This window comes from Thermococcus sp. CX2 (assembly GCF_012027555.1).
In the GTDB taxonomy this organism is placed as follows: domain Archaea; phylum Methanobacteriota_B; class Thermococci; order Thermococcales; family Thermococcaceae; genus Thermococcus.
Genome location: NZ_SNUQ01000003.1, coordinates 143,325 through 155,356, shown reverse-complemented (window position 1 = coordinate 155,356; position 12,032 = coordinate 143,325). Strand labels below are relative to the sequence as shown.

Genomic DNA, 12,032 nt, shown 5'->3' with positions numbered 1-12,032 from the left:
GATAGTGTAGAGAGAAAAACCAAAGACCAAAAACTTAACTTCTCAACGCCTTCACTACGTCGAGCTTGTTCAGTGCTCTGTTCCTAGGGACAAGGCTAAGCGCTCTCCTCCACCGGCACCACCAGTATCTCCCCGAAGGGCTCCTCTTGAATCAGCTCGACCTTGCCCATGTTGGAGAGAAAGAGAAGGTAGAGGAAGGTCCTGGCAACTATTTTCGGACTGGGGTCAAAGACCAGGTCCCAGAACCTTATCGGCTCCCTGGTCTCGCTGTAGAGTTTCCTGACTATCTCGTGGAGCCTGTTGACGTGCTTCTCAATGTCAACTCTGAAGTCATCGACGACGAATATCTCCTCCTCTATCTCGACCTTCTTCTTTTTCCTCGGCTTCCGCTTTTCCGCCTCCTCCAGCGCGTCCATGAGGGCATCCAGCAGGTCATCGAAGGTGTAGTAGCGCTCCACCCTCCTGAGCGGAGGTGCCAGAGGCTCGACCTCGACGCGGATGTGCTCCTCGTGCTTCTCTTCCTCCTCTTTCTCGTCCGCGTACAGCAAAGCTTCGCTCTTCATCCTGACGAGGATTGAAGCAGCTAAGATGGCCCTCGCGGAAACACGGAGGTCGAGCTCCTTCATCTCCCTGAGCCTTTCGATGTACTTTTCTGTAAGATCGACTATGTCAATGTTCCACGGATCCACCTTTCCCATCTGGACGAGCTGAAGGAGTATATCAACGGGAGTGATTTCCTCTTCCCTGCGGGATTCCATGGTTCTCACCCGCTTAGATGGCCGAACATCTCGGCGTGCTCGGCCTCGCTCTTCTTCCTTGCCTCCTCGAGTATCTTCATGGCCTTCTCAAGGCTGAGCGCGACGACCCTGGAAACACCGTTCCTCATGGAGACACCTATTATCTTCTCTGCGTTGGCCATCATGACATCCCTGAGCGTTATGACGATGAACTGGCTGTTCTCTGAGGCCTCTTTTATCAGGTCAGCAACGCGCTTGACGTTTGCATCGTCCAGGTGGGCGTCTATCTCATCGAAGAGGTAGAACGGGGCGGGTTTGTAGCGCTGTATGGCGAAGACGAACGCTAAAGCGGTTAAGGCCTTCTCGCCACCGCTCATGGCTTCAATCCTCTTGACGTCCTTGCCGGCTGGCTTGGCTTCTATCTCCAGTCCACCTGCGAAGGGGTCATCGGGATTTTCGAGGATGAGCCTCGCGCTTCCACCCGGCGAGAGCTTGGCGAAGAGCTCGGAGAAGTTCTTGGCGATCTCGTTGAGTGTCTGCATGAAGACGTTCCTCTTCTGGCCCTCTATCTCCTCGATGAACTCCTCTATGCTCTCCTTCTCTGCAACGACCTGCTCGCGCTTGCTCTTGAGCTCGAGGTATCTGCGCTCAACTACCTCAAAGTCCTCAATGGCTTTCATGTTGACTGGCTCGAGCGAGCGTATCTCCTCCTCCATGCGCTCTATTTCCTCTTTCAGAGCCTCGAGCTCGAGCGGTATCTCCTTTATAGACTTGATGAGCTTCGCATCGAAGTGCTTAAGCTCGGTCTGCTTCTCCTTCAGCGTGGCTTCGTACTGGGCGAGGCGTATCTTCAGCGTGTTGGCCTCTATCCTGAGGTTCTGGAGCTTGTTCGTGAGCTCTTCCTTCTCAGCGCGGAGCTCAACTATCTCGTTCCTAAGCCTCTCGCGCCTCTCGCGGAGCTCTTTGAGTTCATCCTTAACGTTCTCCTCAGCTTTCCTGAGCTCCTCAAGCTCCTTCTCGAACTCCGCTATGGCTTTCTCGTTCTCCGCTATGTTGCTCCTGAGGGCATTTATTCTGTTGATGAGGCCCTCTATCTCCTCCTCAAGGTCAGCCTTCCTTGGAAGGAGCTCCTCATTAATTCTTACTTCAAGGCCCTCAAGCTTTGACTCGACCTTGCTCAGCTCCTCCCTGAGAGAGCTTATCTCGTGCTCGACCTCGCGTATCTTCTGGTTGAGCTCCCTCGCCTCAGGATTTTCCAGGGCCTTCTTGAGCTTATCCTTCTTCTTCTCAAGCCTCTCTACCCTGCCCCTCAGCTTGGCCATCTCGCCCTTGGTGTCGCTTATCTTCTTCTCGAGAACCTCGATGAGCCTCTCGCTCTCCTCGATTTCCTCCTTCAAAGCTTTGTCTTCCGCGAGGAGCCTGTCGAGCTCGCGCTGAATAACCTGCAGATCCTTACTGAGGTCGCTTCTCCTCATGCGCATCTCAAAGAGCTCGTTCTGAAGGCCCTTAATCTCGAGCTTGAGAGCGTTGATTGCAGACTCGAGGGCTTCCCTTTCCCTATCGAGGGCTTCGACCTTTCTCCTAAGCTCGTCGGTGTTGATTGAGAGCTTGCCCCTCGGCCTGTAGTGGCCGCCGGTAATCGCTCCGCTCCTCTCGAGGAGCTCGCCGCCGAGGGTCACCATCCTGACCCTGCCAATACCAACAGTTCTGGCCTCATCCATGTCGTTGACTATCAGCGTGTCGCCAAGGGCGTATGCCACTGCGTTTTTGAACCTCGGGTCGTACTGGACGACGTCCATCGCTGGAACTCCAAGGCTTGGTTTTTCCTTCATCGAGCGCGGCTTTATCTTGTTGAGCGGGAGGAAGGTTAGCCTTCCGAGCTTTTTCTCCTTAAGAAGCTTGATCGCCTTCTCGGCCACCCTATCGTCTTCTACCACAACGTTGTCGTAGTTGCCGCCGAGAGCGACTTCAACGGCTAAAGCATAATCCTCATCTGCCACCTTGATAAGCTCTCCCAGAGAACCGTAGAGGCCCGGAATGTTCTGGGCCTTGAGGAACTCTATCGCCCGGTTGCCCCTTACCTCCTTCTGGGCCTCGGCCTTTATCAGCTCCTCCCTGGCCTTGCTCAGTTCACTCGTCACCTTGCTCAGCTTCTTCGTCTTCTCCTCGAGTTCTTTCTCGGCTTTCCTCAGGCGAGCCTCGGCCTTTGCCATTTTGCCATCTATCTCACCAAGTTCGGAGCGTTTGTTTTCCAGGGAGTTCTTCGCTTCCTCGATCTTGGATTTAAGGGCAACCCTCTTTGTATTGTCCTGGGCGATCTTAGTCTTAAGGCGCTCTATTTCCTCCTCGAACTTCTTAACGTCGCCCTCCTTCATGTAAAGTTCCTTCTTAGCATTCTCAAGCTCGTCAACGACCCGGTCAAAGTCCTGCTTGGCTATGGCGAAATTTTTGTCTATCTCCCCCAGTTTAATGACCAGCTCGTTATTGACGACTTCCTTCTCCTTTATCTCGGCCTTGAGCTTCTCCCTTCTCTTGCTCCAGCGCTGGATCGCGCTTTTGCTCTTCTCTATCTCCTCTGAAACTTTCTTGAGTTCCTCCTTGGCCTTGGCAAGGCGGCGCTGGCTGTCTTCTATCTCCTTCTGGGCGAGTTCGATGTTCTTCTTGGCCATCTCTATCTTCGACTTAACCTCGCTTATCTTTCTCGTTACTTCAAGGATGCCGTCCTCGCTCTTCTCTTCGAGCTCCTTCTCGACCGCGTTCAGCTCCCTCTCTTTGGCGATTATTTCTCTGGCAACATCCTTAAGGCGCTCCTCTATGGCGGCTATTTCCGCTTCTATGCCCTTGTCGCGAACGTGGCTTTCCTCGATAAGGTTTTCGAGTTTTCTAATCTCTCCTAGGAGAAGGGTAACCTTCGCCCTCTCAACGCGCTCCTTTAGGTCGAGGTACCTCAAAGCATCGTTGCGCTCCTTCTCGAGCTTATCCAGCTGGGCCTTTACTTCCCTTATGAGCAGATCGACCCTCGCCAAGTTTTCCTCGGCCTGCTTGAGCTCCTTCAAAGCCTTCTCCTTCTTGGCGTCGTACTCGGCTATTCCAGAGATCTCGTCGATGATCATCCTTCTCTCGGTAGGGCTCATCTTGATGAACTTGGTTATGTCTCCCTGGAGAACAAGGTTGTATCCTTCAGGGGATATCATCGCAGCGCTGAGGACGTCGAGAATATCGCTCCTGCTAGTTCTCTTCCCGTTGAGCCAGTAGGTGCTCCTGCCATCGGGGTAAACGCGGCGCTTGATGACGACTTCATCCTCGTCTATGGGGAAGCCCCTGTCCTCGTTGTTGAAGTACATGGCAACTTCGGCGTACTTAGCTGGGGGCTCAGTCTTCGTGCCGGCGAAGATTAAATCGCTTATCCTCGTCGCGCGCATGGCCTTGGCAGAGAGACCACCGAGAACGAAGAGAACAGCGTCACCGATGTTGCTCTTTCCAGAACCGTTGGCGCCAACTATCGCTGTAAAGCCCTTAGAAAGCGGAACGACGACCTTTCGGTTACCGTAGGATTTGAAACCTTTCATTTCAATTTTCTCGATGTATGGCATGCCCTACACCTAAGTTAGGGATTGGTGGAGAGGGTTATATAACTTTACTGCTTGAAAGCCTCGCCCTTTAGGGAGGAAGTCAGCTACTCAACGATTCTCTTGAGAAGGATGAGAACCTTATTATCGAGCCCATCACTGACGGTCACGTAGAAGTTCGAGTCCATGAGAAGAGCCATGTCGCGGAGCTTGCTAACAAAACGAAGGGTTGGTTCAACACCGTGTTCAATCATGAGATATTCAACAGCATCAAGAATGACATCCACCTTCCCATTTTGGAGATGCTCCCAGACCATCTGCTCTATCACATGCAACCTTGAGGGATGAACTGCGTTTGAATGGGGCACCTTGGTGAGCCATATCTGATAGATGTTGTTTCCCATGATATCAAAGGGAGGCTTTCGAGTTATGAGGATCTTTATCCGGTCCGGGTCCCTCTTGAGTACCTCATTGAGATACCGGTAGTTTATTATTCGGGGCCCAGTCTGTATGGTCTTTTCCTTGAGGGGCATACTTATCACTTCGCACGTTTTTACTAAACAGTATTAGAGTCTCCTTTCCAAACTATCGTCGGCATATGTCCGGTAAGGAACTTATAAGTATTACTGTTCGTTATTAAAAAATTCTGTAATAAATCCCCAAGTTCAATCAAAAGGTGGAAAAACAGCAAATAATTAAAAACTCTTGAAAGTTATAATCGATTACTCTTCATTCCTTTCACATAATTCGAGCAGAACTCCGGTTACTGCCTTGGGGTGGACGAATGCTATTTTCGCACCACCGGCCCCTATTCTGGGCTGTTCGTCTATCAGCCTATACCCAGCATCCTTGAGTTTTGCAAGGTGTTCCTCAATGTTATCAACTCCAAGTGCAATGTGGTGTATTCCCTCTCCGCGCTTAGCAATGAACTTAGCTATTGGAGAATCCTCCGCAGTCGGCTCAAGAAGCTCAATCCTGCTCTCTCCAACGTGTATTATGGCGGTTCTAACTTTCTGATCCGGCACTTCTTCAATCTCTTCAACGCTAAGGCCAAGACCCTCCCAGACCTTTATAGCATCCTCAAGGTTTTTCACAGCAATTCCAACGTGGTCGATCTTCTTTATCACACTTTCACCCCCAGGGCTTTTTCGAGAACCAAATCCGCGGCAGAATACGGATCCATCTCACGCCGCACGATTCTATCTATTAGGGCAGTGACCTCATCCTCGTTGAGCCTCTCGCTTATCTTTCTCACTATAGTACCGGAGATTATGGTCTTTATCTCCTCCTCGGCGCGGAACTTTCTCTTGCGTTCTATCTCGCCGCTCTCCTCAAGAAACTCCATGTAGTCGTTTATTGCCTTCCAGAGATCCCGTATCCCCTTCATCGTCGTCGCAACGGTCTCGATTATGGGCGGTCTCCAGCCTCTCTTTTCCCAGCGCTCCTTCTCGAGGTCGAGCATGAGGTTGAGCTCGAAGTAGGTAGCGTCAGCCCCCTCTTTGTCGGCCTTGTTTATGACGAATATGTCCGCTATCTCCATCAGCCCGGCCTTTATGGCCTGAATGTCGTCCCCGAGGCCAGGAACGGTTACGAGAACTACAGTGTCGGCGGTTTTCACTATGTCAATCTCGATTTGGCCAACGCCAACAGTCTCTACGAAGATGACATCGCAGCCGTAGGCGTCGAGAACCTTTATGGCGTCGCTCGTGGCCTTAGCCAAACCGCCAAGGGAACCGCGTGTGGCCATGCTCCTTATGAAAACGCCCGGATCTGTCGAATGGCGCTGCATCCTTATCCTGTCGCCGAGAAGGGCACCACCGGTGAACGGAGAAGTTGGATCTATGGCGATAACACCGACGAGTTTACCTTCCTCCCTCGCAACGCGGATAAGCTTGTCGAGGAGGGTCGATTTCCCCGCGCCAGGAGGACCGGTGATGCCGACTATGTAAGCGTTGCCCGTGTAGGGATAGATACGCTTGATTATCTCCCGGGCTTTTTCCTCGTCGTTCTCGACGAGGGTTATCAAACGCGCGGTGGCCCTCTTGTCACCATTAAGCATGCGCTCAATTAGTTCGTCTATCATCGTCACCACTCGGACAAATTATCCAGAAAGAAATTATAAACGTTGGGCTCAGTTCTCAGATGAGAACTTCTTGAGCTTTGGAACGTTGTCGTCTATGAACTTTATGATGTCGCCGATTGGACTGCCGGGGCCAAAGACTTCAGCAACGCCCATTTTTTCAAGTTCTTCGGCGTCGTCAGGAGGTATTATTCCGCCGGCAATGACGAGGACGTCTTCGTTGGGCTTTAGTCCCTTTTCCTCCAAGAGCTTGAGTATCTTCGGTATGAGGACCATGTGGGCTCCCGAGAGGATGCTTATGCCAAGAACGTCCACATCCTCCTGGATAACGCTCTCCACTATCTGCTCAGGAGTCTGCCTTATTCCAGTGTATATGACTTCAAAACCAGCATCGCGCAAGGCCCTCGCAACGACCTTTGCTCCCCTGTCGTGACCGTCAAGGCCAGGCTTTGCGACGAGAACCCTAACTTTTGAGCGCTCGACCACTTTCACCACCGTCGGGATTTTGTTTCGAGTGGTATTTAAAGGTTGTCAAAGCTCAAGGTTGAACTTTACGTTGGATATTTTGTCCATAATCCTTTTTAATCTCTCCCGAGCAGTCAAAACCATGATGGACATGCACACCCACACCAGCTACTCCGACGGGGTGGGGACGATACTAGAAAACCTTGCCGAGGCGGAGCGGAAAGGGCTCAGGCTGCTGGGGATAAGTGACCACATTCACTACTTTACCCCAAAGAGCTTCAACGCGTATCTGCGGGATATCAACACTGCAGGGGAGGACTCTGAAGTTGTCCTCTTATCGGGAATCGAAGCCAACATTGAGCCGAACGGGCCAGATATCGTTGAATATTTCGCAGAGCGGCTTGATTACGTCATAGCAAGCGTCCACAAGTGGGTGGAAACCCCCCGGGAATACATCGAGCTTGTCAAAACCGCCCTGATGGACGATAATGTGGACGTAATCGGCCACTTCGGCGCAAACTTCCCCTACATAGGCTACCCGAGCAGAGATGAGCTGATGGAAATCCTTGAGCTGGCCGAGGCGAACGGGAAGGCCTTCGAGATAAGCTCAAGGTATAGGGTTCCCGAGCTGGACTTCGTGAGAGAGTGCATAAAGAGGGGGATAAAGCTGACGTTTGCCAGCGACGCCCACTGGCCGAAGGGTGTTGGAAACGTTTCCTGGAGTGAGAAGGTCTTCAAAAAGGCGGGAGGGAAAAAGGAGGACCTCCTCTTCTCGGAGCTGTTATAAAACCTCAAAGCCAAGCTCCCTCAACTTCAGTATTATCTCGATAGGAAAGCCGACCACGTTGTAGTAGTCACCCTTAATCCATTCGACCAAAAGCCCGCCCTTCCCCTGAATTCCATACGCCCCGGCCTTGTCCATGGGCTCGCCCGTCCTTATGTAGGCCCATATGAGCTCGTCGCTAAGCTCGCGGAACTTCACCTCGGTAACGACCGCCCCGCAGTGCTCTTTCCCCTCGTGGATTATGCAGTAGCCGGTTGTAACGCGGTGAACCCTGCCGCTGAGGAGCCTGAGCATTTTGTAGGCCTCTTCCTCATCCCTTGGCTTGCCAAGTATGTGGCCGTCTATTGATACTACGGTGTCGGCGCCGATGACTGTGCCACCCGTTCGCCCATAGACCTCCCTCGCCTTCCTCCTCGCAAGCTCAACGACGTAAGCCTTCGGCTCAGTCAGAGAGCACTCCTCGCTCGCATTGCTCGGGACAACCTTGAACTCCTTTATGAACCTGCCAAGTATTTCCCTTCTCCTCGGACTTGCGGAGGCCAGCACTAACATGATTGGGCCTTCGGAAAAGGGTTAAAAAAGCTTCCGAGAACTAAATCCGGCGATGACGACAATTTCGCTAGCTGAGGTGTGATGAGTACCCTCGCAGCTGAGCCATCAAGATTTCTCTTTTTGGCCACCACAACGCTTTTCGAAAGTTTTGATGGCCAGATAGACCAGAGCAAAGAACATCATCGTGTTTCCAACGACTATAACCGTTAGGCTGCTCTCCACGAATATCCCCGCTAGTGCCACGAGGAAGCCTCCAACGGCAAGGATCCAGAACACCTTATCCTTCCATACCTTGTGACACACTCCCAGCGGCCAGTACCAATAAAGAAAAGAAGAAATCAAATTATAAAAAGTTTTCAAAATCAGGCCGAGGCCCATATCGGAATGCCCGCATCAAGGAGCCTCTTCAGCTCCTTCCCTATCGGTGTGCTCTTGCTTACCTTGACGAGGCCCTTCTTGCTTGGCGTTGCGGTGAAGACGTACTGCTCGCCGCCGTAGAACTTGAGCGGCTTCTTGGCGTAGTCTGGGGAAACCCTGAGCACTATCGTCTTCTTCTTTTCCTCCACATCTACGGGTATCTTCTCCTTCGGCTTTGCCGCTTCCCTCTCGGCGAAGCTCTTGACGTCTATGCTTATTCCTATGCGCTTCTCAAGCTCAGTGATGCGCTTGCCCTTCTTGCCTATTATCGCCGGAATGTCGAACTCGTCGGCGTAGATTACCGCCTTGTGCGGGCTGACTATCTCGACCTCGGCGTAAACATCTGGCAGGAACTTCTTTATCTCCTGCTTGAGCCTCTTCTCCGCGAGCCGTAAAGCTGGAGCCTTCTCCTCCTTCTTCACTGGGACAACACTTATCTCCTCGCCGTAAGTGTAAATCTCGTACTCCAGCTCGCCGGTATCAAAGTCCCTGACTTCTATGACGGGCCTGGCCAAGTCCTCCTCCTTCATGCCGGTTGGCACCTTAACGAGGTATTCAAGGGTCAGAACCTTGGCGACCCTTCCGGCCTTAATGAAGATTACCGTGTCGACTATCTGGGGTATCATTCCCAGCTCGACCCTTCCGATGAACCTCTGAATTGCATCTATCGGCTTTGTGGCATGCACGACACCGACCATTCCGACGCCGGCCAGTCTCAGATCAGCGTATATCTTGAAGTCGCTGGTCTTTCTCATCTCGTCGAATATCGTGTAGTCCGGCCTGACGAGGAGGAGTATGTCTCCAGTCTTTTCCATTCTACCGGCCAAAGCCGTGTACTGGGTTATCTCGTCGCTCACCTGCAGGTCCCTCGGCTTCTCCATGGTTTTCACTATCTTGCCCATAGAGGCGTAGTACTCAGCCAAAGCCTGGGCAAAGGTGGTCTTGCCTTCTCCAGGGGCGCCGGCTATCAGGATACCCTCCGCCTTGTCCGTGAGCCTCTCCAAGAGCTTCTCGCTCAGATCGTAGTCCTCTATACTCAGCTTCGTGACTGGTCTAACGGCGGTTATCTCAATCCTGTCGGCAAAGGGCGGCTTGGCGATAACTATACGGTAGTTCCTTAGCTGGACGACGGTCGCTCCAGGCTCGTCGAGTTCTATAAAGGATTCTGGGTCACGCCTCGCGCGCTCGACTATGTCATCGGCGATCTCTTCGAGCTCTTCATCGGTCAGAACCTCGTCGCGAACTGGAATGAGCATCCACTCACCTGGCTTTCCCTTCTTTGCCATCGGCCTTAAGCCAGCTTTCAGGTGAACGCTCATCGTGGTCTCGTCAAAGAAGTCCTCCAAGCGGTGCCTGACTTCTTTCTTGGCCGTCAGGTAAATCACGTCTATACCCTTGGCGAGGGCTATGTCTCTCTGCACCTGGTCACCAGTTATGAGCGTTGCGCCCAGCGTTTGAGCGACCTCCCTAACCATGTGGTCTATCTCTCCAGCCTTCGCTCTACTTATCTGCCAGAGCTCGGGCCGCTCGCCGTAGAACTCGAGGAGTATCTTTCCTTGGGTGGACATCTCACGGAGCTTCTTGAGCTCCTCAAGTCCCACATGACCTATAGCCTTCCCTTCATTGGCCTGATGCTCTATCTCGGCAATGACTGCTTCAGGGATGACGACCTTAACTTTGTCCTCAAGTGTTGACAGGAACTGCGTAAGGCGGCCATCAACTATAACACTCGTATCAGCAACGAACACTCTCATTTCTCTCACCTCAGAAGTCCAAAAGACTCCCGTCTGTTTATAAGACTTCCTAACTTGGTGTTCTGACTAAAGGTTCATAAAGGTTTAGCCAAAAATACGATGGGTGGGACAATGGGCAGACTCATATCTATCGCTTCCGGCAAAGGAGGGACAGGGAAGACCACAACGGCTGCCAATTTATCAATAGCCCTCGGTAAGATGGGTTACAAGGTCTGTGCGGTCGATGCCGACTTAACTATGGCAAACCTAAGCCTAGTCATGGGTATCGACGATGCGTATACAACTATCCACGATGTTCTCGCCGGAAAGGCAAGCATAACCGATTCGATCTATGCCACTGCTTATGAAAACGTTCATCTCATCCCCGCGGCGATAGATTGGGAGCACGTTATAAGGGCCGACCCCAGAAAGCTTCCCGACACCATAAGGGAACTGAAGAGCCAGTTTGATTACGTCATCATCGACTCCCCAGCGGGACTCCAGATGGACGCCATGAACGCCATGCTGAGCGGCGAGGAGGTACTTCTCGTAACCAACCCCGAGATTTCGTGCATCACCGACACGATGAAGGTTGGCATAGTTCTTAAGAAGGCCGGTCTGGCGATCCTCGGGTTCGTGCTCAATCGGTACGGAAGAAGCGAGAACGATATTCCCCCCGATGTTGCTGAAGAAGTTATGGAGGTACCCCTGCTCGCGGTTATTCCGGAGGATCCAGCGGTGAGGGAAGCCACCCTGGAGGGTGTTCCGGTTGTCGAATACAAACCAGACTCCGAAGGTGCCAGGGCCTACATGGAGCTCGCACAGAGGATAGCAAAAATAGCCGGTTTTAAGGCGAGGGTGATGGGATCGTGATATTGACTTTTGTGGGGACGGCAGGAAGCGGAAAGACGACCCTAACCAGAGAATTTGGGCGGTATCTCGAAGAAAACGGCTACAGAGTTGCCTATGTGAATCTGGACACGGGGGTTAGACACATTCCCTATAATCCAAGTCTCGACGTTAGGGAAAAGGTCACAGCCTGGGAAATTATGGAAGAGGGCTATGGACCGAACGGGGCCATAGTTGAGAGCTATGATAGGCTTTTGCCCCACGTGGAGTTCTATATAGATGCCATTCTCCGGCTCAACGAGGAAAACGACTACGTTCTGCTCGACACTCCCGGCCAGATGGAGACCTTCCTGTTCCATGAGTTTGGAGTACGGCTGATGGAAAACCTCCCAGAGCCACTCGCGGCGTATCTCTTCAGCCCAGACATTCTCAAGAAGCCCCACGACTTCTGCTTCGTCAAGTTCTTCAGCCTGATGATAGATCTGCGCCTCGGAACAACAACCGTTCCCGTCCTGAGCAAGGTGGACACCGTCAGGGACATCGAAAGGTACAGGAAATACCTCGAGGACACAGACTACCTGACCGCGAGGCTGAAGCTCGACCCGTCCACGCAGGGCCTCTTGGCATACAAGCTGTGCTCGATGCTCTCGGAACTCACCCCTCCGACAAGGGTTGTCTATGTCTCGGCCAAAACCCGTGAGGGATTCGACGAGCTGGAAACACTGGCATACGAGCATTACTGCACCTGCGGAGATTTGACCTAGTTCAGTCTTCGCCTGGGTTTATGGCCATCGTTTCAGCATGGGGAGACCATTTTGAAAACTCCTCCAAGGGATAAGGGGGAAG

At 52.3% G+C, this 12,032-nt stretch carries 12 protein-coding genes; 3 read left to right on the top strand and 9 right to left on the bottom strand.

Translation table 11 applies throughout. From position 1 onward, the window contains the following. Window positions 1–95: 95 nt before the first annotated feature. From E3E23_RS07865 to E3E23_RS07840, 6 genes are all read right to left on the bottom strand, one after another. A complete protein-coding gene (locus E3E23_RS07865) occupies window positions 96–758 on the bottom strand; it encodes a ScpA family protein (protein ID WP_167907767.1) in 663 nt (220 codons plus the stop codon). 5 nt (window positions 759–763) lie between these two features. Then, complete coding sequence (gene smc, locus E3E23_RS07860) at window positions 764–4,330, bottom strand: chromosome segregation protein SMC (protein WP_167907765.1); 3,567 nt, start codon at window positions 4,328–4,330, stop codon at window positions 764–766. An 83-nt stretch (window positions 4,331–4,413) separates the two neighbouring features. Then, window positions 4,414–4,839: a DUF835 domain-containing protein gene (locus E3E23_RS07855; protein WP_167907763.1), complete on the bottom strand. Its 426-nt coding sequence runs from the start codon at window positions 4,837–4,839 to the stop codon at window positions 4,414–4,416. 189 nt (window positions 4,840–5,028) lie between these two features. Next, window positions 5,029–5,433: a methylmalonyl-CoA epimerase gene (gene mce / locus E3E23_RS07850; RefSeq protein WP_167907761.1), complete on the bottom strand. Its 405-nt coding sequence runs from the start codon at window positions 5,431–5,433 to the stop codon at window positions 5,029–5,031. Next, window positions 5,430–6,389, bottom strand: a complete 960-nt coding sequence (gene meaB, locus E3E23_RS07845; RefSeq protein WP_167907899.1) for a methylmalonyl Co-A mutase-associated GTPase MeaB — start codon at window positions 6,387–6,389, stop codon at window positions 5,430–5,432. Before meaB ends, mce begins: the two co-directional genes overlap by 4 nt. 48 nt (window positions 6,390–6,437) lie before the next feature. Then, entirely contained in the window at window positions 6,438–6,872 is a 435-nt protein-coding gene (locus tag E3E23_RS07840; protein WP_167907898.1) for a cobalamin B12-binding domain-containing protein, read from the bottom strand. Between the two features lie 121 nt (window positions 6,873–6,993). On the opposite strand from E3E23_RS07840, the gene E3E23_RS07835 reads away from it, so the two are divergent. Then, the gene (locus E3E23_RS07835) at window positions 6,994–7,638 is read left to right on the top strand and encodes a PHP domain-containing protein (RefSeq protein WP_167907759.1); all 645 of its coding nucleotides are present in this window, start codon (window positions 6,994–6,996) and stop codon (window positions 7,636–7,638) included. Here the strand turns inward: E3E23_RS07835 and E3E23_RS07830 are convergent. The 3 genes from E3E23_RS07830 to E3E23_RS07820 form a co-directional block, all read right to left on the bottom strand. Next, window positions 7,633–8,187: a Maf-like protein gene (locus E3E23_RS07830; RefSeq protein WP_167907757.1), complete on the bottom strand. Its 555-nt coding sequence runs from the start codon at window positions 8,185–8,187 to the stop codon at window positions 7,633–7,635. The genes E3E23_RS07835 and E3E23_RS07830 overlap by 6 nt on opposite strands. Before the next feature lie 105 nt (window positions 8,188–8,292). Beyond that, window positions 8,293–8,490 (bottom strand): hypothetical protein, encoded by a 198-nt coding sequence (locus E3E23_RS07825; RefSeq protein WP_206205680.1) that lies wholly within the window; start codon window positions 8,488–8,490, stop codon window positions 8,293–8,295. A 59-nt stretch (window positions 8,491–8,549) separates the two neighbouring features. Further along, window positions 8,550–10,358: a PINc/VapC family ATPase gene (locus E3E23_RS07820; protein ID WP_167907754.1), complete on the bottom strand. Its 1,809-nt coding sequence runs from the start codon at window positions 10,356–10,358 to the stop codon at window positions 8,550–8,552. Between the two features lie 111 nt (window positions 10,359–10,469). On the opposite strand from E3E23_RS07820, the gene minD reads away from it, so the two are divergent. Together minD and E3E23_RS07810 are read left to right on the top strand one after the other, a co-directional pair. After that, entirely contained in the window at window positions 10,470–11,210 is a 741-nt protein-coding gene (gene minD / locus E3E23_RS07815; RefSeq protein WP_167907752.1) for a cell division ATPase MinD, read from the top strand. Further along, window positions 11,207–11,950, top strand: coding sequence for an ATP/GTP-binding protein (locus tag E3E23_RS07810; RefSeq protein ID WP_167907750.1), 744 nt, complete (start codon window positions 11,207–11,209; stop codon window positions 11,948–11,950). Before minD ends, E3E23_RS07810 begins: the two co-directional genes overlap by 4 nt. The last annotated feature ends 82 nt before the right edge of the window (window positions 11,951–12,032 follow it).

What these genes read in the sequence shown, in the direction of transcription:
- E3E23_RS07865 (WP_167907767.1), bottom strand. Translation starts at nt 758, where the DNA reads ATGGAATCCCGCAGGGAAGAGGAAATCACTCCCGTTGATATACTCCTT.
- E3E23_RS07855 (WP_167907763.1), bottom strand. Translation starts at nt 4,839, where the DNA reads ATGCCCCTCAAGGAAAAGACCATACAGACTGGGCCCCGAATAATAAAC.
- E3E23_RS07835 (WP_167907759.1), top strand. Translation starts at nt 6,994, where the DNA reads ATGATGGACATGCACACCCACACCAGCTACTCCGACGGGGTGGGGACG.
- smc (WP_167907765.1), bottom strand. Translation starts at nt 4,330, where the DNA reads ATGCCATACATCGAGAAAATTGAAATGAAAGGTTTCAAATCCTACGGT.
- E3E23_RS07830 (WP_167907757.1), bottom strand. Translation starts at nt 8,187, where the DNA reads ATGTTAGTGCTGGCCTCCGCAAGTCCGAGGAGAAGGGAAATACTTGGC.
- E3E23_RS07820 (WP_167907754.1), bottom strand. Translation starts at nt 10,358, where the DNA reads ATGAGAGTGTTCGTTGCTGATACGAGTGTTATAGTTGATGGCCGCCTT.
- minD (WP_167907752.1), top strand. Translation starts at nt 10,470, where the DNA reads ATGGGCAGACTCATATCTATCGCTTCCGGCAAAGGAGGGACAGGGAAG.
- meaB (WP_167907899.1), bottom strand. Translation starts at nt 6,389, where the DNA reads ATGATAGACGAACTAATTGAGCGCATGCTTAATGGTGACAAGAGGGCC.